Annotated in this window: 20 protein-coding genes; 12 read left to right on the forward strand and 8 right to left on the reverse strand. The window is 66.7% G+C overall.

From position 1 onward, the window contains the following. Positions 1-172: 172 nt before the first annotated feature. The 4 genes from LXT13_RS03980 (at position 173) to LXT13_RS03995 (ending at position 3,284) form a co-directional block, all read left to right on the forward strand. The gene (locus LXT13_RS03980; protein ID WP_233370322.1) at positions 173-616 is read left to right on the forward strand and encodes a hypothetical protein; all 444 of its coding nucleotides are present in this window, start codon (positions 173-175) and stop codon (positions 614-616) included. Positions 617-1,013: 397 nt separating this feature from the next. Then, entirely contained in the window at positions 1,014-1,625 is a 612-nt protein-coding gene (locus tag LXT13_RS03985) for a PEP-CTERM sorting domain-containing protein (protein ID WP_233370323.1), read from the forward strand. A gap of 47 nt (positions 1,626-1,672) precedes the next feature. Then, the gene (locus LXT13_RS03990) at positions 1,673-2,908 is read left to right on the forward strand and encodes a cyanophycinase (RefSeq protein WP_233370324.1); all 1,236 of its coding nucleotides are present in this window, start codon (positions 1,673-1,675) and stop codon (positions 2,906-2,908) included. 124 nt (positions 2,909-3,032) lie between these two features. Continuing rightward, a complete protein-coding gene (locus LXT13_RS03995; protein WP_419964641.1) occupies positions 3,033-3,284 on the forward strand; it encodes a hypothetical protein in 252 nt (83 codons plus the stop codon). On the opposite strand, the gene LXT13_RS04000 is transcribed toward LXT13_RS03995, so the two are convergent. Continuing rightward, entirely contained in the window at positions 3,281-3,673 is a 393-nt protein-coding gene (locus LXT13_RS04000) for a nuclear transport factor 2 family protein (protein ID WP_233370325.1), read from the reverse strand. The genes LXT13_RS03995 and LXT13_RS04000 overlap by 4 nt on opposite strands. A 35-nt stretch (positions 3,674-3,708) precedes the next feature. Then, positions 3,709-4,458, reverse strand: coding sequence for an SDR family NAD(P)-dependent oxidoreductase (locus LXT13_RS04005; RefSeq protein ID WP_233370326.1), 750 nt, complete (start codon positions 4,456-4,458; stop codon positions 3,709-3,711). Between the two features lie 176 nt (positions 4,459-4,634). Here LXT13_RS04005 and LXT13_RS04010 point away from each other — a divergent pair, with 176 nt between their 5' ends. After that, positions 4,635-5,549 (forward strand): LysR family transcriptional regulator, encoded by a 915-nt coding sequence (locus LXT13_RS04010; RefSeq protein WP_233371201.1) that lies wholly within the window; start codon positions 4,635-4,637, stop codon positions 5,547-5,549. A gap of 276 nt (positions 5,550-5,825) precedes the next feature. Here LXT13_RS04010 and LXT13_RS04015 read toward each other — a convergent pair whose 3' ends face one another. From LXT13_RS04015 to LXT13_RS04025, 3 genes are all read right to left on the reverse strand, one after another. Beyond that, complete coding sequence (locus LXT13_RS04015) at positions 5,826-6,923, reverse strand: S41 family peptidase (protein WP_233370327.1); 1,098 nt, start codon at positions 6,921-6,923, stop codon at positions 5,826-5,828. A 161-nt stretch (positions 6,924-7,084) separates the two neighbouring features. Continuing rightward, positions 7,085-8,452 carry a M56 family metallopeptidase gene (locus LXT13_RS04020; RefSeq protein ID WP_233370328.1) on the reverse strand — a complete coding sequence of 456 codons (1,368 nt, stop codon included), beginning with the start codon at positions 8,450-8,452 and terminating at the stop codon, positions 7,085-7,087. Positions 8,453-8,467: 15 nt separating this feature from the next. Further along, the gene (locus tag LXT13_RS04025) at positions 8,468-8,869 is read right to left on the reverse strand and encodes a BlaI/MecI/CopY family transcriptional regulator (RefSeq protein ID WP_233370329.1); all 402 of its coding nucleotides are present in this window, start codon (positions 8,867-8,869) and stop codon (positions 8,468-8,470) included. Positions 8,870-9,433: 564 nt separating this feature from the next. On the opposite strand from LXT13_RS04025, the gene LXT13_RS04030 reads away from it, so the two are divergent. After that, positions 9,434-9,874 (forward strand): hypothetical protein, encoded by a 441-nt coding sequence (locus LXT13_RS04030; RefSeq protein WP_233370330.1) that lies wholly within the window; start codon positions 9,434-9,436, stop codon positions 9,872-9,874. 97 nt (positions 9,875-9,971) lie between these two features. Continuing rightward, positions 9,972-10,376: a DUF5063 domain-containing protein gene (locus LXT13_RS04035; protein WP_233370331.1), complete on the forward strand. Its 405-nt coding sequence runs from the start codon at positions 9,972-9,974 to the stop codon at positions 10,374-10,376. Between the two features lie 394 nt (positions 10,377-10,770). On the opposite strand, the gene LXT13_RS04040 is transcribed toward LXT13_RS04035, so the two are convergent. Continuing rightward, entirely contained in the window at positions 10,771-11,664 is an 894-nt protein-coding gene (locus LXT13_RS04040; protein WP_233370332.1) for a LysR family transcriptional regulator, read from the reverse strand. 98 nt (positions 11,665-11,762) lie between these two features. Between LXT13_RS04040 and LXT13_RS04045 the strand changes: the two genes are divergently transcribed. Together LXT13_RS04045 and LXT13_RS04050 are read left to right on the forward strand one after the other, a co-directional pair. Continuing rightward, a complete protein-coding gene (locus LXT13_RS04045; protein WP_233370333.1) occupies positions 11,763-12,092 on the forward strand; it encodes a nuclear transport factor 2 family protein in 330 nt (109 codons plus the stop codon). Next, on the forward strand, positions 12,089-12,871 hold the full coding sequence (locus LXT13_RS04050) for an SDR family oxidoreductase (RefSeq protein ID WP_233370334.1): 783 nt from the start codon (positions 12,089-12,091) through the stop codon (positions 12,869-12,871). Before LXT13_RS04045 ends, LXT13_RS04050 begins: the two co-directional genes overlap by 4 nt. 536 nt (positions 12,872-13,407) lie before the next feature. Here the strand turns inward: LXT13_RS04050 and LXT13_RS04055 are convergent. Both LXT13_RS04055 and LXT13_RS04060 read right to left on the reverse strand, forming a co-directional pair. Next, on the reverse strand, positions 13,408-15,642 hold the full coding sequence (locus LXT13_RS04055; RefSeq protein ID WP_233370335.1) for a xanthine dehydrogenase family protein molybdopterin-binding subunit: 2,235 nt from the start codon (positions 15,640-15,642) through the stop codon (positions 13,408-13,410). Next, a complete protein-coding gene (locus LXT13_RS04060) occupies positions 15,639-16,127 on the reverse strand; it encodes a (2Fe-2S)-binding protein (RefSeq protein ID WP_233370336.1) in 489 nt (162 codons plus the stop codon). Before LXT13_RS04060 ends, LXT13_RS04055 begins: the two co-directional genes overlap by 4 nt. Positions 16,128-16,259: 132 nt before the next feature. Here LXT13_RS04060 and LXT13_RS04065 point away from each other — a divergent pair, with 132 nt between their 5' ends. From LXT13_RS04065 to LXT13_RS04075, 3 genes are read left to right on the forward strand one after another with little or no spacing between them, the layout of a single operon-like run. Continuing rightward, a complete protein-coding gene (locus LXT13_RS04065; protein WP_233370337.1) occupies positions 16,260-16,640 on the forward strand; it encodes a YfeK family protein in 381 nt (126 codons plus the stop codon). Between the two features lie 10 nt (positions 16,641-16,650). Continuing rightward, positions 16,651-19,026 carry a penicillin-binding protein 1C gene (pbpC, locus tag LXT13_RS04070; protein WP_233370338.1) on the forward strand — a complete coding sequence of 792 codons (2,376 nt, stop codon included), beginning with the start codon at positions 16,651-16,653 and terminating at the stop codon, positions 19,024-19,026. A 43-nt stretch (positions 19,027-19,069) separates the two neighbouring features. Then, positions 19,070-19,636, forward strand: a complete 567-nt coding sequence (locus LXT13_RS04075; RefSeq protein ID WP_233370339.1) for a hypothetical protein — start codon at positions 19,070-19,072, stop codon at positions 19,634-19,636. Positions 19,637-19,658 lie beyond the last annotated feature (22 nt).

Here is a 19,658-nt window from a genome sequence, read left to right on the forward strand (position 1 = left end):
CGTCTTGGGTGCCAATGCCGACCTATCGCGTCAGCCGCTGCTCCACACGTCATGACCGCGCGCTGCTCGCCGGGGCCGTCCCGTCAGCGAGTCGCGTGGAAATGAATTTTGCAGGTCTGACTATGTGGTGATTGAGAAGTCACCCGGGCGGTCCGAATGGCGGATGCGGTGGGTGGGCCTGCTGCTGGAAGTCCGCAATAACAGGGCGTTTGTCTATGCCGGAGCGTTGAGCAGGCCGGCTGGATCCAACAAGGGCTGGTTCTTGGAGGGTGGCGATATTGAGGAACATGCCATCAATGACCGGGCGGATGACTTCGGAGGCAACGGCCCTCGCGTGAAAGTGGAAGTCCGGCCGGGATCCTTACGCGTGTGCACACCGGATTCATGGCTGAACACGCCCTGCGGCGCGGCGCTGCCATCGGCGCCAGACCGGCCCTTCCTGCTCACGGGCTTTGCCGTAGAGCCGTCGCGATCCGAAAGGGGCGTGCCGGGACCTCGCGATGTCTATCTGGCCACTGAAGACACGATCTGGCACTGGCAGAGTGCTTCGCAGCGCTGGAGCAATCTATTGGCGCCGCCGGGCTGGCGGCAGTGCAACGGCCCACCGCCACGGTAGCCCGTGGCCGGGCGACCAACCGGATGCCTCCTTCAATGGCGTTGTAGACCTGTCGCGGGGTGCATGGCTCGGTAGCTGGCACGTCAGCCCCAGCGCAAATCCCACTGCACAACGGCAGCGTTCTCGCCCTTGCGCGAACGGTGGTGGCCGCATGCGTTCGCCACAGTGGCGGTTTGTGAAAGGCATGAGGCAGGTCGGAGTTTTGTAGAGGCCAGGCGATCGCCCAAAAGGAGCTATTACGGATTCTTGATGCGTTTTCCGCCATTCCGGGTAACTCCCTTTTAGGGGTTGGTTTGGCGATATGGCCGGTCTACATTGGCGCAGTTGGCGCGCCGAGGAATGCTGAGATATTGGGTTGCTACCCCGCGCTTTATCTATTTCATAGCATGGGGGTTCGATGATTGCAGGAAAGTATTTGCGCGCCTTGGCGTTCTCAGCCTTGGGTGTCGTTGTATTTGGTGCAGGGGTGGCACGGGCGGGTCAGCTCGGCGATGTCCATGCACTGCAACAGAATCCGGCGCCCACCGAGGTGACTTTCAACGTCTCCAATATTGCCGACTTTGACGAGCGCGATGCGGTCAGCAATATCGTCAAGGAGCTGTACGTCGGCGCGGGAGCGTTGATCTACAGCCTCAAGTGGGACGTGACCTTGACTGCCAATCCGGGCAGCTACCTGTCGGAGATGCAGTTGACGTTCAGCGACAGGCTTGGCAACGGCGTCACCTTCACGCCGGGTGACGGCGATGATTTTGACGGTACCCAACGCTACACGGGTTTCCACGATTTTCGTCCCGACAGTCAGGCCTTCCACGTTGGCGGCGATGGAGTTCTGCGCCTTGAATTTCATGACTATTACAAGGATCTGCCGTTTGACGAGGCGGAGGGAGTCTGGAACTCGGGTATCTTGACCTTCGGTATTGCGCCGGTGCCGGAGCCCGAAACCTATGCGTTGATGTTGGGCGGCCTGCTGCTGATGCTGAGCGCGGCAAGACGCTCCAAGGCCAGCTAAGTTGCACGCGGAAGCTCCGCCTCAGCCCGTAATACTCAGGAAAATTCATGTCTTTGTTTTCTCTATCTCCCGTCCTTGCAAGGTTTTGCCGAGGTTTAGGCGGCGCCGCGCTGGCCTTGTTTGTTGCCTGCTCGACAGGCGTGGTCCATGCAGAAGCGAAATTCGAGATCGCCAAACCGGTTCCGCTGTATTCCTATTTCGCGGTGGGTGATGTCAACGCCGCCGTGACCGCGCCGACTTCCCGCCCAGCGCCGTCATTCGTGCTGATGGGCGGAGGCCCGGACGTGGATCCGGCCTTTCGCTGGCTCATTCAGCGTGCAGGCATCACCCGAGCCAGCGGAGGGCGTTTTTTGGTGATTCGCGCCACAGGCACGGATGCCTACAACCCCTATATCTTCTACAGCGATGAATCACTGTCGACCTCCAATCAAATCGCCGACCAGTGGGTGGGCGGCGCATCGCTCGGCCTGACCTCTGTCGAAACGCTGGTCATCCCCAGCGTCAAGGCCGCTAACAGCGCCGCCGTCAATGCCATCGTCGCCAAGGCGAACGTCGTCTTCATCGCCGGGGGCGACCAGAGCCACTACATCCGTTTCTGGAAAGGGACGGCGCTGGAGCAGACGCTGAAGGCATTGATGCAGAAGAACGTTCCGATCGGAGGAACCAGCGCCGGGCTGGCCGTGCTCGGGCAGTTCGACTATTCGGCGCTCTACAACTCGGCCACGTCCGAGCAATCGATGCTGGACCCGTACTACAAGGACATCACGTTCGACCCGTCACCCTTGAGTTTGACTGGCGGCTTCATCGCACCGCCGGCACTGGAGAGTCTCATCCTCGACTCCCACTTCGACAGCCGGGACCGCATGGGCCGTCTCGTGACCTTTATTTCCCGGATCGTCGCTCCGACGACCCTGTCTGGCGGCAGCTTCGGGTGCAGTGGCGGGGTACTACCGGCCTCGTCCAGCGGCAGCAAGACGGCGCGTGGCATCGGCATCGATGTTGAAACGGCCCTGTTGGTGCAAGGCAATGGCGAGGGCCATCCGGTGACGGCGACCCGGGTCACCAACGCCTCGACCACCAGCGAGAGCGCGGTTTACTTTGTCCGCCCCTCCGTCGCGCCGACCGTGTGCCGGTCGCAGCAACCCTTGTCCATCGCCAACGTCGAGGTCCGGAAGCTCGCGGATTCCACGACGGTTTTCAACCTGACCGAATGGACGGGACTTCCGCTGTACAAATTCATGCAGGTGGATGCGGGCCAGTTGTCTCCGGCGGACTGGTATTGAGCCGGCCCTGCAAAACGCCTGGAACCCGCATGAACCCTGGTGATGCGGGGTGAATGCCGACGGTCGGAACTCCCAGAATCAAATCCAATGGCCATTGATTTCTGGGAGTTCTGGAGGGCAGGCAATGGCGACCGATGACTTCTTCGGCGCACGGCTGGATGGCATGGTGGATCCCCGCCATCCGCTCGCGGTTCTCGGTCGGCGCGTGCCCTGGTCTCAGATTGAAGCGTCACTTGCCCCGCTATTCGCCCGCAAGGCCCGCATGGGCAAGTCCCGCGAGGACGCCGACATGTTTGGCCCCACGCTGGTGGTGGCCGCCGGCGGCGTGAGCCGTGCGGCTCCCGACTGCCATGAACTGCGGAACTTGTCGGTCTAGTCCTTCCGGAAGGCTTGGGCAGCGGCGGCGGTATCCAGGGCCTCCCGGAGCAGCTTGATCCTGCCGTTCTCCGCGATCAGCACCCCCGCATAGGTCTGGGTGTAGGTCTTGCCCGTGTCAGCCACGACCGCCTGGACCGAGTACTCCGCAAAGACCCGGTCAGGCGTCTCGATGAAGACCGTCGGCTCGCCAAACTTGAACTCAGGCACCTTCTGGAGCAGGCCCCCGACGAGCGCTTCGACGCCTGCCGGGCCTTGCACCCGAACACCGATGGTCGGCAGTTCCAGGATGCCATCCTCCGCAAAGACCTCGGCGGCTTTCGCAGGGTTCTGAATCTGGGTCAGGTAGGCCAGCAACAGTTGTTTGGCGCTCATGCTTGCATCACTCATGTCAATTCCTTAGCGAGTTCCAGAGGGCTGCGTGCTCAAACCTGCGCCATGCCGCCGTCGACAAACAGCTCGATGCCGTTGACGAAGCTGGAGGCATCCGAGGCCAGGAATGCCACGGCCTTGCCGATTTCGCTGGCTTCGCCGAGACGACCCAGCGGCACCTGGGAAGCCAGGAAGTCGAAAAGGCCCTGGCGCGCCTCGTCAGGCACCAGGCCGCCGAGTCCTGGTGTGCGGATCGGGCCGGGGCTGATGGCGTTCACGCGGATGCCGCGGGCCTTCAGGTCCAACGCCCAGGAACGGGCGAAGTTGCGCACCGCAGCCTTGCTGGCGCTGTAGACGCTGAAGTTGGCGGTGCCTTGGATCGAGGTGGTGGAAGAAGTCAGGATCACCGAAGCGCCGTCTGTCAGCAGCGGCAGCGCCTTCTGCACGGTGAACAGCACGCCGCGAACGTTGGTGCCGAAGATGCGGTCGAAATGCTCCTCGGTGATGGCGCCCAGTGGCAGCATGTCGCCGCCGCCGGCATTGGCGAAGAGGATGTCGAGCTTGCCGGCCGAGCGCGAGATCTGGGCGTAGACGGCGTCCAGGTCGGACATCACCGAGGCGTCGGCGCGCAGCGCGGTGGCGTTAGGGCCAATATCTGCGGCTGCAGCGTCGAGCTCCGCCTGGCGGCGGCCGGTGATGAAGACGCGCGCGCCCTGGGCGGCGAGTTCCTTGGCGGCACCCAGGCCAATGCCGGTGCTACCACCGGTCACGAGGGCGACCTTGCCTTCGAGGGACTTGTTCATAAGAGGCTCCATTTCTTGGGTTGCGGGGTTCGAGGGACTGTCGAGAGGCCGTCTTTCGAGTCGGCATGGGTGCAACTCTAGGCAGACTCGATTCGTTGAAAAATGCAATTCAATGGAATGACTATCCACATCCATGGAAAATGGAGGCCTGCAGATCGGACCTTCGGAGTTTCGAGATGGATCAGCTGCTCGCAATGCGCTCCTTTGCCCGTGTGGTCGAGGCCGGCGGCTTCACCCGCGCGGCCGATTCGCTCGACATGCCGGTGGCAACGGTAAGCAAGCACGTGCAGGAACTGGAGTCGCACCTGGGCGTGCGGCTGCTGCAACGCACGACGCGCAAGGTCACCGTCACGCCGGAGGGGCAGGACTACTACGCCAAGTGCACCCGCGTGCTGCGCGACCTGGAGGACATCGACGCGTCGTTCAGGGGCGCCCGCGGCAAGCCGCGCGGGCACCTGCGCGTGGACGTGGGCGGCTCGACGGCCCGCGATGTGCTCATCCCCCTGCTGCCGGGCTTCATGGCCCTTTATCCCGACATCCGCATGGATCTCGGCGTTTCAGACCGGTCCGTGGACCTCATCGGCGACAACGTCGACTGCGTGATCCGCGGTGGTCCGCTCAACAGCTCGTCGCTGGTGGCGCGGCGCCTCGGCGAAGCAACGCTCATCACCTGCGCCACGCCGGGCTACCTCAAGCAGTACGGCACGCCCGCCCATCCCGAGGAACTGCGCAATGGCCACAGGCTCGTGAGTTATGTGTCGAGCCAGAACGGGCGCGCCGTGCCGTTTCGCTTCGAGCGCGAGGGTGAGCGCACGGAACTGAAGATCGAGTACCGCGTGGGCGTGAACGAGAGCAACGCGCACCTGGCCGCCTGCCTTGCAGGCCTGGGCATCGTGCAAACCTTTGCCTATGCGGCCGAAGCGGACCTGCGCGCTGGCAATTTGCAAGAGATCCTGGCGCCCTGGCGACCCGCTCCGTATCCATTCCATGTCGTGTACCCGCAGTCGCGGCATCTGACGCATCGGCTGCGGGCGTTCATCGACTGGTTGGTGATGGTCTTTCCAGCTGCGATTGCCCGAGGCCACGAGTAAGGCGATTGACGGGACTTGACGACGAAACAGGCGTCCGCCGACCAGGACCACCGCCGTGTCTCGAATCGTCTTGCTGATTTCCGCTGAGTTTGCGGATCGAGCCCTCCGGCGCGACGAAGCCTGGTGCATTTGCCTTCGACGCGTGAGAAGACCACCCGGACGTCCAAGCTCGCGATGAAGACAGACGACGCCGAGCGGCCGACCAGCGGCTGACATTGGGGCCGGGCGCCAGCGTTGCGGTCGGTCCTAGCGGCGTGTGCAGCCGGTCGCAGGCCGCTAGCGCCTGGGGGTGTAGACGGGCAGGTCGATGGCGCCCGCCCGAGCCTTGACCAGGATGCCTTGCAACTGGCCCAGTTCGTCGGGGTCTTTCTCTTCGCGCACCCGCTGTTCGAGCAACGCCAAATACGCTGCCGCCAGCGCATCCAGTGCGGGCAGCTTCACGTCAGGCGCGACGCCGACCTTTTCCCAATCCTTCTTTGTCACCGCATTGATCGCTCGGCCGGTGGGCACAAAGGCCGCAAGGCCGTGACCCAGCGCCACCATCTCGCCCGGGTTGGCGGCGCCGCGCGTGGAATCGCCATAAAGCGTGGCGCGCCGCTGGGTCTGCAGGTCATAGGCGCATTCTTCGCCGCCTGAGGCGGTGCTCTTGGAGGTCAGCACCGCGATCGGCCGCAAGTAACGCGGCGCGCCGATCGGCATGGTGCGGTACTCGCGCGTGGTGTTGGTCGGACGGTCATAGATGTCGTTGAGATGACGCTCGTCGCCTTCAGCAAAGAAGTGGCTGAGCAGGTAGCTGACACTGGTGGGCTCGCCGCCGCCGTTGTTGCGCAGGTCCAGCACCAAGGCGTCAGTACCGCCCAGTAGCCGCATCGCGGCGTCGTAGCCTGGGGCGACGAACTCGGTCGGTCCGAAACCGCGCAGGTCGAGGTAGCCGATGTTCCCGGGCAGCCGCTGGATGCGGGTGATGCCAAAGCCCATGCGTGCGGCCTGGGTCCGGCCGCGCTCGATTTCCTCGCGGGTCGGCTTGGGGGGCTCGGCGGCCGGTGCTGGCTGCACGTCGGGCTCGAAGGCTACGCGGAAGTGCCGGTCTTCGTCGTGCTCGCGCAAGTCGTGGTCGAGCGCCTGGCCCATCGCGCCAACCGTGGTCGCTCCGTCGTAAGCCCCCTGGTCAGAGCGCTTGCTCAGCCGCACCAACAGCGGCTCGATGCGTTCGGGATAGACATAGCGGCTGCGCAGCTGTCGCACCAGCGTGTCGACGATCGTGCGGCGCTCGGCGGCGTTCAGCGGCGCATCGGGCTGCGGTTCGGCTGAAGCGGCAAGGGCGCTGCCCTCTAAGCCGCATAGCAGAACGGCGGCGATGACTACGCCACGCATGGCGCGGCGTAGGACTGGAAGCGGCCGGTGGGAGGCGGCGCGTAGGCCAGGTTTCGACAAGATCATCAACGAGCTCCTAGATCTACTAATAGATTAGTAATTTGGAGTGAAGAAATGGGCGCATCGCCGAATGACGCATGCGCCCGTTGGGTCGCGCCGGCTCAGCGCCGAGGCGATGGGGGCGGCGTCGCCATGTTGGCCAGCGGTGGCAACGGCGGCAATGCGACTTCAGGCAGTTCCGGCGGGGGCGGTGGCGCAAGTGGCGCAGGTGGCACAGGTGGCACAGGTGGCGTGGGCCGCAAATGGCGCTGCGCCACCCACAGCCTCACGCCGTCGTCCACCGCCTTCGGCACGCCATCGATGCGGTAGGTCTCGTGGCGTTCGCCGCGCCAGTCCACCCAGGTGTGGTAGTCGTGCAGATGGCCATCCACGCGACTGCGCAAGCGTATCGACTCGCCGACGCGTGTCCACCATGGGTCGGTTGGGAAGTCCGGCTCATCGGGCGCAACGGCGGCGGCTGGCTGATCGGGAAGGGCTACTGCCACTTGCCCCGCCCACAGGCTGGCGGCCCCGGCCAGCGCCAGCAGCAGGGTCGCAACGCCGCCGGCCAGGCCCTTGCCGGGCGCCGCTGGCCTGGGCAGCGCCAGGAGGTGGTGGACACGCTGCCGAAGCACCCCGCCGGCGGCCGCCTGCGCCAGCAAGGGTAGGGGGTCGCGCAGTCGCTCCAGTTGCGTCAGTGCTTCGGCTACGACCAACCGATCGCCGCAGATCTGGGCTGCGATGTCGTCGCAGGCGTGTTCGCGCTCGGCGCGCACCCGACGGCTCAGCCACCACACCGCGGGGTGGAAGAAGAGCAGCGACTCGACCAAGCATTGCAGGCCGTTCCATACCCAGTCCAGCCGCTGGATATGTGCAAGCTCGTGGGCGATGAGGGCCTCGACGATGGGCGCCGGCAGACGTGTCAGCAGCGCGATCGGCAGCCAGACCACCGGGCGCCAGGCCCGCGCGGTGAACGGCTGCGCTACGTCGACCAACACGCGCACGACCACAGGCCGCCGGATACCCATCGCGCAGAGCAAGGCATCGACCCGCCGCCGCCAGTGCGGCGGCAGGCTCTGCGCTGGCGTGCGCCGCTCCAGCGCCTGCACCCACCACCAAGCGCCGCCCAGGCGGCCCAGCATCAGCAGTACGCCCAGAACCCATGCCCGGGCCAACCAGGCCGGTGCCGTCATGCCGGTGTCGCTGGCCGTGCCCAACCATGCAATGCCCGGCCAATGCACCACCGCCGAAGCAAGCGTCCGGGTCGGGGCGCGGGGCTCCGCAATGAGCCCATTGCCCAACTGCTGCGCCAGTTGGGCTGCAGGCAGCAAGAGCATCGCGAGCAGGAAGGCCAGGCCCACTGCATGCCGTGCAGCGGGCGTGCGCCGGCTCATTGCCGCGAGCGTAGCGGCGGCAATCGCGGCGAGTGCGGCGTCTTGCCACAAGGCGTCCAGCAGGGACTGCACCAGCGCTGTTTCGAACAGGCTCATCGCAGGCTTCCAGGGTCAGCCACGCCGGCGGCGTGCTGCCTTGGCCTCGGCGATCAGGCGCTCAATGGCCTCGAGCTCGTCGCGGCTGGGTTTGTCGACGTCCAGTGCGCGCTGCACCAGTTGCAGCGCCGAGCCGGCGAAGGCACGCCGGAGCAGGTCCTTCACCATCACCGACTGAACCGCCGGCTGGGCGTACACGGCGGCGTAGCGATGGCTGCGCCCGCTTTCGTCGCGTTGCACCAGGCCCTTGTCGGCCATGATGGTCAACATCTTCAGCACCGTGGTGTAGGCCGTGTCCTTGTGGCGTAACAGTGCGTCGTGTACCTCGCGCACCGTGCAGGGGCAGGCTCGGTCCCACAGCACGTGCAGGATCGCGAGCTCGCCTTCGGTGGGGTGGGGGACGGTGGGCATCGTCATGTGGCTCGAAAAGTACTAGGAGAATAGTACTAATTGATTAGTAGATCCACAAGCGTTGCTGGAGCTGGTCGCCGCGGTGAGGACAGGGACGGGCAGGTTTGTCCCGATCCTCGCCTGTCCTGCCGCTGCCCCTGCCCCAGGGCCGCGAGTCCACGATCGGTTGCCGTACGGCCTCGACTCGCGTCGCGACGACGCGTGCTGCTGGCGATTGCCCGGAGATCCGAAGGGCAGCAGGCGGGGGGGCCACGCCGCTGGAGCGAGCGACCGCCTGGTGGCAGTCAGCGTGAGTACCTCCGCCGGGTACCACCGGCCGTACCCGCTGCATACCGCCCGGTCTTCAATCTCGGCCCCCAGGCAGATGTGAGCCGTTCGAATCGGAGGCAGCCGGATGGTTGCAAATTCCAAGGCTCGGCATTTAAGGACGCCTGCAGCCATCGTCTGCGACCACCGCGACCCGGGCTCTTGACGACGAATCTCCGGGTCTCCAGGCAGAATCCGAGTGATCGGGGCAAGCTTGGCGTCTGGGCGACTGGGAAGCCCACCTTGAAGAACGGGGCAGCATCAATGGCACTGACGAAGAAGGGCGAGTTCTGGTACGGGACGACGTCCGGCGACACCCAAGCCGAGCTGCGCAGCTACAGCGTTGCGAATCGTCATGAAGCCGTCCGGTTTGCCGCGTCCAAATGCGATTGCGGGTGCCGGACTTTCGCACTGCAGACCGATGAAGAAGCTGGCGTGGCAATCCGAACCTGCACCGACTGCGGGCTGGCACACCTCATGGGCGACAGCGCGGACTACGTTGAAGAAGCCGTGCCCGAGACGCACGAGTGCGTGTGCGAGAACGAGGTGTTCGAGCTTATGTCCGGCGTCTCCGTCTACGAGGGCACACATGACGTGCGCTGGTACTACATCGCTTGCCACTGCGTGGAATGCAATCTGGTTGGCGTCTTCGCAGACTGGAAGTGTGAAGCGGGTGATGCGGCGGCCTTCCTCGCCAAGGTATGAGCGGCCGATCCCCGGCGGACTTCAGAGTCAGGCTGGAGCGGACGCGCAGCCCTCGCAGGCAGCGTGATCATGTGACACGCTGGATTCCGTGCAGCGCATGACGCCGAACGAATCTCAGACAGTATTGGACTTCGCCACCGCCGCGCGAGGCTTCTGCCTCTGGTGCGAAGACGAGATGTCTGAGCGCACCGAAGTGCATGCCGCGTCTTGGCTGGCTCGCCTATACGGGCTGGGCGTCGTGCTCCCATCGGTCGATTCCAACATCGAGGATGGCCTGCCCGACCTGCCTGCAGATTTCCTGGTACGTGCGCAGACCAATCTGTCGGTCTTCAATGGCCGGTACTACCGCGAAGTGTTTGATCCGGCTCCCGAGCTGGACGATGAACCTGTCATCGGCGACATTGGAGATGACCTGCTGCAAACATACAAGGATGTACGCCGCGGGCTCATGCTGTTCGACGCTGGGGGTGTGGCTGAGGCGCTATGGCAGTGGTCGTTTTAGCATCACGTTCATTGGGAACGTCATTGCGCTAGCGCGCTACTCGCGCTTCATGGACTGACGATTTCGAACCTCGATTGGTCTTGAGGTCGAAGGTCCGCGCCCGCTGCAGAGCCGCCACTCGCTGACTTGATGTCGGGCTGAGGCTGGATGCGGAAGTCCACCGGCGACTGCTTTGCGCAACCTCAGCGCCAGGCGGTGAGTCCAGGCGGCTGCGTGCGGCTCTGCCGACCATCAGAAGCACATGGGTGAAGGTCATGGTCGTCACGACAATGCCGTACCTGGGTAACTCCTGCACGGCGAGCTGCCCGTTGCGTACGCGACGCAATGAGTAGCCAAGACTTACTGGCCAGCCAAGTCGGCCGCATGGCGGAAAGGGTTGCCACTGACCGACCGGCTAGCGATCCAACATGCAGTCGATAAAAGAGCCCAGCAGTGCAGGGCGATGCTGACGATTGGAATAGTAGAGAAACAAGCCCGGTCGAGAGATCGTCCAGTCAGGCAGAACCTGTACCAGGCGTCCCTGCTTGACCAGCTCGCTGACCTGATCCACCTCGAAGTGGTAGGCGATACCTAGACCGTTGACCGCTGCGGCCACGCCAATGTCGGCATGGTTGGTGACGACAGGCCCCTCGACGGCAATCTCCTGCCGCTTGCCGCGCTTCTCGAACTCCCATCGATAGAACCTCCCATCCGTCTGGAGCCGCCAGTTGATGCACGCGTGGTCGTGCAAATCGGTGGGGATCTTGGGCGTGCCATGGCGGGCCAAGTATTCCGGGGAGGCAACGGCCATCATCTTCATGTCTGGTGACAGACGGACGGCAATCATGTCCTTCTTGAGCTGGCCGCCGACCCGAATCCCGGCGTCGAAGCGGCCTGCCACGATGTCCGCCAGCGCGTCGTCCACCACGATGTCCAACACTACGTCAGGGTGCGCCCGATGGAAGCGCTGCAGCCTTGGCGCAATCAGCTCTCTTGCGGCGATGCCCAGCGTGTTGATCCGCAAAGTTCCCTTTATCTGTCCGGTGGAATCACTTGCCTCGGCCACCGCGTTGGCCATTTCGCGGAACAGCGGCGCCACACGCGAATAGAGCTGCTCACCGATCGCGGACGCCGAGACGCTTCTTGTCGTGCGATTCAGCAGGCGCGCGCCGATGCGGCTTTCCAGTTGGCGGATGGTCTGGCTCAGGGCGGACGGTGACAAGCCCAGATGCTCAGCCGCGCGGGCAAAGCTTCGCCTCTCGACGACGGCGACGAATGCCTTTAGCTCGGCGAAGTCAGAGCCCCGCATTGTGTACTTGTCTCTACAGAGTTCATTCGGAATCTAGGAGATTCTATTAATGGACACGCGGCCGCATCCTTCGTTCCGTCCCAACCCAGGAGCAACCCATGTCCTCTTTAACCCTCCCTGACCCGATCGCCGCGTATTTCGTGGCGGACACGCAAGGTCCTGACCAGGTCGCGCAATGCTTCACCCCGAAGGCCGTAGTCAAAGACAACGATCACGTCTTCACCGGTCGCGACGCGATCCGGGCGTGGAAGCAGGCGGCCGACGCCAAGTACACCTGCACGGCGGAACCCTTCTCCGTGGCGCTGATCGAAGGCGTTCACGCCGTGAAGGCGCACGTGGTCGGCAACTTCAAGGGCAGCCCGCTCGACATGAAGTTCTTCTTTCGCCTCGAGCGCGGACTGATTGCGAACATGGAGGTCACGGTATGAGTTTCGACCTTCAATTGACTGGCCTTCGAGCCGTGGTGACCGGGGGAACTCTGGGCCTTGGCGCCGCCGTTGTACGTGCTCTGGTGGATGCAGGCGCCCGCGTGGCGACATCCGCCCGCAAGGCACCGGAAGCCCCGGTCGGAGGCGTGTCGTACGTCCTCGCCGACTTGACGACGGCTGACGGCGTGAAGACCCTGTCCGATTCCGTTCTCAAAGAGTGGGGCGGCGTCGACCTGCTGATCAACGTGCTTGGCGGCTCGCATGCGCCCACCGGCGGCTTCACCGCGCTCACCGATGATGACTGGCTCGCCGAGCTGAGTCTGAACCTCCTGCCGGCCGTGCGCCTGGACCGCGAACTTGTGCCGTCGATGCTCGCGCAAGGCTCGGGTGTGGTGGTTCATGTCAGCTCGATTCAGCGTGTTCTGCCGCTGCCCGACGCGACCACGGCATATGCCGCTGCCAAGGGAGCGTTGACGACCTACAGCAAGGCCTTGTCACGTGAAATCACGCCTAAGGGGGTTCGCGTGCTGAGCGTCGCGCCGGGTTGGATAATGACCGAGGCGTCCGAGGTATTCGCCAAGCGTATTGGCGCCGATGCGGGCACCGACAGCGAGGGTGGCAAGAAGATCATCATGGACGCCCTTGGTGGCATCCCGGTGGGCAGGGCAGCCACACCGCAGGAAGTAGCCGATCTGATCGTGTTCCTGGCATCGCCCCGCTCGGCATCCTCTGCGGGCTTCGAGTACCGCATCGATGGCGGCACCGTCCCGACGCTGTAGAGCAGACTGTTTGCCGTGGGGGCTGCCCACAAGTCCTTCAATCCGAGACTGAAGAAGTCTCGCCGCAAGGCAAGCCAGCGCCGCCTGACGCAGCGGCGTATGGCTTGATGATCCTCAGGGGGATGCTGAAAGGTCTCTCCGAAGACTGATAGCTGGCTCAGCTCGGTCCATGAGTTCAGGCAGCCTCCATGTCTGACCCCGCAGTGTCGCCAGAGGTTCAGTGCCGCTGCCGATCGATACGACGCGGTGACGTCCAGGCCGGCGGCCTGCAGCACGTTTACTTGGCCTTGATCGCCGTATGGACGACCTCTCTGGCAGCGGCGATGGCGGGGCTCAGCAGCGTCTTGGGTGCCAATGACGACCTATCGCGTCAGCCGCTCCTCCACGCGTCATGACCGCGCGCTGCTCGCCGGGGCCGTCCCGTCAGCGAGTTGCGTGGAAATGGATTTTGCAGGTCTGACTATTGAGGCTCCACTGAGCCAAGGCGGCGACGGTGGTTTGTGCCGCCTGACCTAGCGCCGGCCCGGCAGGCTGCGTCAGCTCCAGCGCAGATCGGTTGCCGACAACGGCAACGTCCTCACCCGGTGCCCCGTCGCCGCGAAGATCGCGTTGCACACCGCCGGCGCCAGCGGCGGGAAGGCGGGCTCACCCAGCCCCGTGACCGGGAACTCGGTTTTCAGGAAGTGCACGTCGATCTTCGTCGGTGACTCGGCCAGCCGGATCAGCGGGTAGTCGCCGAAGTTGCTCTGCACGATGCGGCCGTCCTCGATGTCGAGCTTCGCGTGCAGCAGCGTGCCCAATGCGTCGATGACCGAGCCCTGCACCTGGTTCTCGGCGCCGCTCAGGTTGACGATCTGGCCGCCGATGTCGCTGACCACCGTCACGCGGTCCACCTTCAGTTCCCCGTCGCGAGAGACGGTCACCTCGGCCACCTGGGCCACATAGCCGCGGTGGCTGAACTGGAAGGCGATGCCGCGGCCGCGGCCCTTGGGCAGCGGTTTGCCACCCCAGCCGGCACGCTGCGCGGCCTCCTGCAGCACGCGGCGCATGCGGCCCACGTGGTAGGGCAGGCCGCGGCCGTCGGTCGGGGTTTTCTGCTCGTCGGAGCCCAGCAGGTCCAGGCGGAACTGCAGCGGATCACGGCCCGCCGCGTGGGCCAGCTCGTCGATGAAGCTGTGGACGACCCAGCAGAACACGTTGCTGCCCGGCGCGCGCCACGGACCCATCGGGATGCCGCATTCGAGGGGCGTCTGCTCCAGCAGGCAGTTCGGCACCCAGCGGCCGGGGAACTCGTCGCCGCTCAGCGCCGCGCCACTGCCCGGCACGAGCTGGCTGCGGCCATCGCGCTCCACGCGGTTGGCGAAGGTGACAAAGTGGTCGTGCCAGGCCACCAGCCGGCCGTTGGCATCCACGCCACCGCGAAGGAAGTGGAAGCCACCGGCGCGGAAGTGGTCGTGCTGCACGTCGTCCTCGCGCGTCCACACCAGCTGCACCGGCGCCTTCACGCGCTGCGCGATGGCGGCGGCCTCGACGATGTAGTCCGAACTGAGCCGCCGACCGAAGCCGCCGCCGCTGCGTGTGATGTGCAGCTTGATCTGCTCCTTGGCCAGCCCGAGCGTGCTGGCGACGAGATTCTGGCCGGCGCCCGGGTTCTGCGTCGGCGCCCAGAGTTCCATGACGCCATCGCGCCACCACGCCGTGCAGTTCTGCGGCTCGATGCTGGCGTGGGAGATGAACGGGTACTCGTAGCGCGCCGTTACCGTCTTGGCGGCGCCCTGCAGAGCCGCGGTCACGTCGCCATCGCGACGCAGCGCGGTCGCGCCGGGCCGGGCGCTTAACGCGTCGGCCTGCTGCACAAACTGGCGCCAGCTGTGCCTCGCATACGGGCCTTCGTCCCAGTCCACGCGCAGCTGCCTGCGGGCGCTCAGCGCCGCCCACGTGTGGTCGGCCACGATGGCCACGCCGGGCAGCAGGCCGCGCAGGTCGGTCGTGCCGTCGATGACGAAGGCGTCGCGCACGCCGGGCAGGGCCTTGATGGCGTCCAGATTGGCGCTCTTGACCTTGCCGCCGAACACGGGCGACTTCACGAATACGGCCGTCAGCTGACCGGGCTGGCGCACGTCGATGCCGAACAGCGGCTTGCCGGTGACGACGGCCGCGTTGTCCACGCCGCCCACGCGCGTGCCCAGCAGCCGGTAGTGGCGCGGGTCCTTCAGCTTGACCTCGTCGGCCTTGGGCATGGGCAGCCGTGCCGCGGCGGGCACGAGTGCGCCGTAGCCGATGCGGCGTTTGCTGGCCGCATGCACCACCTGGCCGCTGTCGGTCGTCAGGTCGGCTTCGGGCACGCGCCATTGGGCCGCGGCGGCGCGCAGCAGCAGCAGGCGGGCCGTGGCGCCCAGGCGCTGGAAGTCGGTGTAGTTGTTGGGCGTGGAGGTCGACCCGCCGGCGCTCTGGTTGCCGTAGGCCGGGTCCAGGTCGCCCTGCTCGATGCGCACGTCCTGCCAGCGCACGTCCAGCTCCTCGGCCAGCACCATGGGCAGTGAGGTCTTGATGCCCTGGCCGATCTCGGGCTGCTTGGAGATCAACGTCACCGTGCCCGTCGTGGCGATGCGGATGAACGCGTTGGGCTTGAACTCGGCGGTGGTGGCCAGGCTCGCGGGCTGGCCCACGTCCTCGCCGGCAGACGTGGCGGTGCCCGGTAACCAAAGGCCCAGCAGCAGGCCGCCGCTACCCTTGAGCAACCCGCGGCGGGAGGTGAGGGCGGCGCTCATGCCTTCTTCCCTCCCTGGCGATCCTGCGCGGCGATCTCGGCGGCGCGGTGCACGCCGGCGCGGATGCGCACATAGGTGGCGCAGCGGCACAGGTGGCCGTTCAGCGCGGCGTCGATGTCGGCGTCGGTGGGCTTGGGCGTCTGCTTCAGCAGCGCCGCCGCGGTCATGATCTGGCCGGCCTGGCAGTAGCCGCATTGCGGCACGTCCAGCTCCTGCCAGGCGCGCTGCAGCGGGTGGTTGCCCTTCGCGTCGAGCCCCTCGATGGTGGTGATGTCCAGCCCTGCCGCGCCCGACACGGGCAGGAGGCAGCTGCGCTGCGGCGTGCCGTTCACATGCACGGTGCAGGCGCCGCACTGGCCCACGCCGCAGCCGTACTTGGTGCCGACGAGGTTCAGCTGGTCACGCAGCACCCACAACAGGGGCGTGTCGGCGGCCGCCTCGACGGCGTGCCGTTGCTGGTTGATGCGGAGGTTGTAGCGGGGCATGGGCGGGCCTGGATGGAGGTGAGCGCGCGGGAGGATACGGCGCGGGGCGGCGGCGTGCCATGTCTGCTTGCGCGCTTTTTGCGCCGGCTTTTGCGCAAAGCGCGCTTGACGCCGGGGCTCTAGCATCGCGGCATGCGTGCTCTCCTGACCCTCCTCCTGTTTCCGCTGGCCAGCCTGGCCGCCGCCACGCCGCTGCCGCCCGCTGCCCGCAGCGAAGTCGATGCGTTGCTGGGCCGTTTGCAGGCCTCCGGCTGCGAGTTCAACCGCAATGGAAGCTGGTACGCCGGCGCCGAGGCCAAGGCGCATTTGCTGAAGAAGCTCGAATACCTGGAAGGCAAGGACCTGGTAAAGACCACCGAGCAGTTCATCGAGCGCGGCGCGTCCGCCAGCAGCATGAGCGGCAAGGCCTATCTCGTGCGGTGCCCGGGCAAGGCGCCCGTGGACAGCGCGACGTGGTTGACGGCCGAGCTGCAGCAGCTGCGCGCCGCCCGACCCGCCTCCGGTCCGCGCTGACGCATTGCCCGTGCGAGCTGGGCGCTGGCGCCACATCGAGCTCGCGGTCGCGGCCGTGCTCGCCGCCGTGCTGGTGCTGGACGCGGCCTTCCCGCTGCCCCAGCCCACCGCCGAGTCCCCCACGCTGACCGTGCTGGCCGCCGACGGCACGCCGCTGCGCAGTTGGGCCAGCGACGACGGCGCGCAGCGGCAGCCCACGACGCCCGAGGTCGTGTCGCCGCGCTACCTGGAGGCGCTGCTGCATTACGAGGACCGCTGGTTCCACTGGCACCCGGGCGTGAACCCTGTGGCGTTGGCCCGTGCGGCCTGGCAGTGGGCGCGGCACGGGCGCATCGTGTCGGGCGGATCCACGTTGACGATGCAGGTGGCGCGCCTGGTAGACGACAAGGCCGCCGGCCGCAGCGTCCCGGCCAAGCTGCGCCAGATCGCCCGTGCGCTGCAGCTGGAGCTGCACCTGAGCAAGCGCGAGATCCTGGCGCTGTACCTGAACCTGGCGCCCATGGGCGGCCCGCTGGAGGGCGTGGAGACGGCCAGCCGCGCCTACCTGGGCAAGCCGGCGGCCGACCTGTCGCATGCCGAGGCTGCGCTGCTCGTCGCGCTGCCACAGTCGCCCACGCGGCTGCGACCGGACCGTGCCGTGGCTGCCGCGCAGGCCGCGCGTGACAAGGTGCTCACGCGGATGCAGACGCTGGGCGTCTGGCCCGCCGCCGACGTGGCCGACGCCAAGCTGGAGCGCGTCTTCGCGCCGCCGCTGCGCGCCCGCTGGCTGGCGCCCCTCGCGGCGGAACGGCTGCGCCAGCAGGCGCGCAGGCAGGGCCAGGCTCAGGCCGTCATCCAGACGACGCTGGATGCCGCGCTGCAGGCGCGGCTGGAGCAGGTGCTGGCCGACCGCCTCAACACACTGCCCGACGCGGTGTCGATGGCCGCGCTCGTCGTCGACAACCGCACACTGGAAGTGCGCGGTTATGTCGGTTCAGCCGACTTCCACGACGCGCGGCGCGGCGCCCATGTGGACATGGTGCGGGCCTGGCGCTCGCCCGGCTCCACGCTCAAGCCCTTCCTGTACGCGATGGCGCTGGACGAAGGGTTGATCCACTCCGAGAGCCTGCTGATCGACGCGCCGCAGAACTTTGGCGGCTATGCGCCGGGCAACTTCCAGGCGGACTTCTCCGGGCCGGTTAGCGTCAGCGAGGCGCTGCAGCGCTCGCTCAACGTGCCGGCAGTGGACCTGCTGGAGCGGCTGGGCCCCGAGCGCTTCGCCGGCCGGCTGCGCAATGCCGGCTTGCGGCTGCGCATGCCGGCGAACGCCGTGCCCAACCTCAGCTTGATCCTCGGCGGCGGTAGCACGTCGCTGGAGGAGCTCGTGGGTGCCTACACGGCGTTGGCGCGCGGCGGCCTGGCCGGCAGGCCGCGGCTGACGCCCGGCGAGCCGGTGCGCGAGGTGCGGCTGATGAGCGACGGCGCGGCCTTCATCGTGCGGGAGATCCTCGAGAACGGTGGCCGGCCGGGCAACCCGTTCCGCGAGAGCGCTCAGCGAGTCGCGTGGAAGACCGGTACCAGCTTCGGCTTCCGTGACGCCTGGGCTCTTGGGGTGACGGACCGCTACACCTTCGGCGTCTGGGTCGGCCGGCCCGACGGTACGCCCAACCCCGGCCACTTCGGCGCCAACACGTCGGCCCCGCTGCTGCGCGACCTGGCCGCAGCGCTGGGCCCGGTCGAGGCCCGCCAGCAGCTCGCGCCGCGCCGCCAGCCGGCCAGCGTGCGCGCCGTGCCCGTCTGCTGGCCGCTGGGCCTGGCCGAGGCCAGCACGCCGCCGGCGCATTGCCTGCAGCGCCGCACCGCCTGGACGCTGGACGGCACGACGCCGCCGACGTTGCCCGACCGGCTGCGGCCGGACGGCCTCGTCGAAGCCGCCTGGACGGCCGGCGGCCAGCGCGTGCTGCCGGAATGCGCACCGGCAGCCGTGCACGTGGAGGCCGTGCGCTGGCCGACGCTGCTGGGCCCTTTCCTCGACGCGGCCTGGCTGGACCCGGTCGACCGCTTGCCCTGGGCGGCCGGCTGCGCGCCGCGCGCGCCCAGCGCGCAGGCGCTGCGCATCGTGGGGCTGGAGCCGGGCACCGTGCTGCGGCCCGCGCCGGGGAAGCGCGACGTCACGCTGCGTCTGCAGGCCATCGGTGCGCAGCAGGGCGTCAACTGGTTGCTGGACGGCCAGCTGGTCGGCAGCAGCGATGTGGCCGGGGCCACGCAACTGCTAACGCTGCGCCAGCCCGGCGCCCATGCGTTGACGGCGCTGGACGGCCGGGGCCGCTGGGCCCGCATCAGCTTCGAGCTGCAGGCCGAGCCGCGGCGGGCCCTGCCGACGAACGCGCAGGCGGTCTTGCCCTAAGCTCGGCCCCCGACCGACAACAACAACCCCAGGGAGACCTGCGATGCGCTTCACCACTGCTGCGCTGCTGCTGTCCTTCGGCCTGGCCGGCCCTGCCGCCGCCGATGCGCCATCCGCGCCACCCGTACCGCCGGCGTCCGCCGCAGCACCGGCAGCGCCCACCGAGCACCAGCGCACCTACTACTTCGAGCACCGCCTGCTGCCCGGCTGGGTGCACAAGTCCGCCGGCTCCTTCTATGCGGACCTGAGCTCCGGCAAGCTCAACCGCCTGCTCGATGCGGCGCGCGAGGTGGTCTCGCCGGAGTTCAGCGCCGGTCTCAAGGTGACGCCGCGCCCCGAACTGGATGGCGTGCTCGTCGAGTACCCCGCGCCCAAGACGATGCCGCTGTGCTATTTCGCTTTCGTCCATGCGAACCCGAAGAGCGAGACGGGTTACGACTTCTACACCTACGAGAAGACGATGGTGCTGCCGGGCATGGAGGACGTGGTTGGCGTGGTCGGCAGCTGGTCGCCCAATGGCACGCACGCCAACATGGGCACACGCACCTACCAGGACGCCGAGTCCTTCCTGCGCGACCTCAAGCTGGAGAAGGCGCCGCCGGGCGTCTGATGGCTTGCCGGAAGCGAGCAAA

Origin of the sequence: Pelomonas cellulosilytica (assembly GCF_021353265.1) — a bacterium.
Taxonomy (GTDB): domain Bacteria; phylum Pseudomonadota; class Gammaproteobacteria; order Burkholderiales; family Burkholderiaceae_C; genus Pelomonas; species Pelomonas cellulosilytica.

What these genes read in the sequence shown, in the direction of transcription:
- LXT13_RS04050 (WP_233370334.1), top strand. Translation starts at nt 12,089, where the DNA reads ATGAGTTTCGACCTTCAATTGACTGGCCTTCGAGCCGTGGTGACCGGG.
- LXT13_RS03985 (WP_233370323.1), top strand. Translation starts at nt 1,014, where the DNA reads ATGATTGCAGGAAAGTATTTGCGCGCCTTGGCGTTCTCAGCCTTGGGT.
- LXT13_RS04005 (WP_233370326.1), bottom strand. Translation starts at nt 4,458, where the DNA reads ATGAACAAGTCCCTCGAAGGCAAGGTCGCCCTCGTGACCGGTGGTAGC.
- LXT13_RS04000 (WP_233370325.1), bottom strand. Translation starts at nt 3,673, where the DNA reads ATGAGTGATGCAAGCATGAGCGCCAAACAACTGTTGCTGGCCTACCTG.
- LXT13_RS04060 (WP_233370336.1), bottom strand. Translation starts at nt 16,127, where the DNA reads ATGCCCCGCTACAACCTCCGCATCAACCAGCAACGGCACGCCGTCGAG.
- LXT13_RS04030 (WP_233370330.1), top strand. Translation starts at nt 9,434, where the DNA reads ATGGCACTGACGAAGAAGGGCGAGTTCTGGTACGGGACGACGTCCGGC.
- LXT13_RS04040 (WP_233370332.1), bottom strand. Translation starts at nt 11,664, where the DNA reads ATGCGGGGCTCTGACTTCGCCGAGCTAAAGGCATTCGTCGCCGTCGTC.
- LXT13_RS04015 (WP_233370327.1), bottom strand. Translation starts at nt 6,923, where the DNA reads ATGCGTGGCGTAGTCATCGCCGCCGTTCTGCTATGCGGCTTAGAGGGC.
- LXT13_RS04010 (WP_233371201.1), top strand. Translation starts at nt 4,635, where the DNA reads ATGGATCAGCTGCTCGCAATGCGCTCCTTTGCCCGTGTGGTCGAGGCC.
- LXT13_RS04065 (WP_233370337.1), top strand. Translation starts at nt 16,260, where the DNA reads ATGCGTGCTCTCCTGACCCTCCTCCTGTTTCCGCTGGCCAGCCTGGCC.
- LXT13_RS04055 (WP_233370335.1), bottom strand. Translation starts at nt 15,642, where the DNA reads ATGAGCGCCGCCCTCACCTCCCGCCGCGGGTTGCTCAAGGGTAGCGGC.
- LXT13_RS03990 (WP_233370324.1), top strand. Translation starts at nt 1,673, where the DNA reads ATGTCTTTGTTTTCTCTATCTCCCGTCCTTGCAAGGTTTTGCCGAGGT.
- LXT13_RS04025 (WP_233370329.1), bottom strand. Translation starts at nt 8,869, where the DNA reads ATGACGATGCCCACCGTCCCCCACCCCACCGAAGGCGAGCTCGCGATC.
- LXT13_RS04045 (WP_233370333.1), top strand. Translation starts at nt 11,763, where the DNA reads ATGTCCTCTTTAACCCTCCCTGACCCGATCGCCGCGTATTTCGTGGCG.
- LXT13_RS04020 (WP_233370328.1), bottom strand. Translation starts at nt 8,452, where the DNA reads ATGAGCCTGTTCGAAACAGCGCTGGTGCAGTCCCTGCTGGACGCCTTG.
- LXT13_RS03995 (WP_419964641.1), top strand. Translation starts at nt 3,033, where the DNA reads ATGGCGACCGATGACTTCTTCGGCGCACGGCTGGATGGCATGGTGGAT.
- LXT13_RS04075 (WP_233370339.1), top strand. Translation starts at nt 19,070, where the DNA reads ATGCGCTTCACCACTGCTGCGCTGCTGCTGTCCTTCGGCCTGGCCGGC.
- LXT13_RS04035 (WP_233370331.1), top strand. Translation starts at nt 9,972, where the DNA reads ATGACGCCGAACGAATCTCAGACAGTATTGGACTTCGCCACCGCCGCG.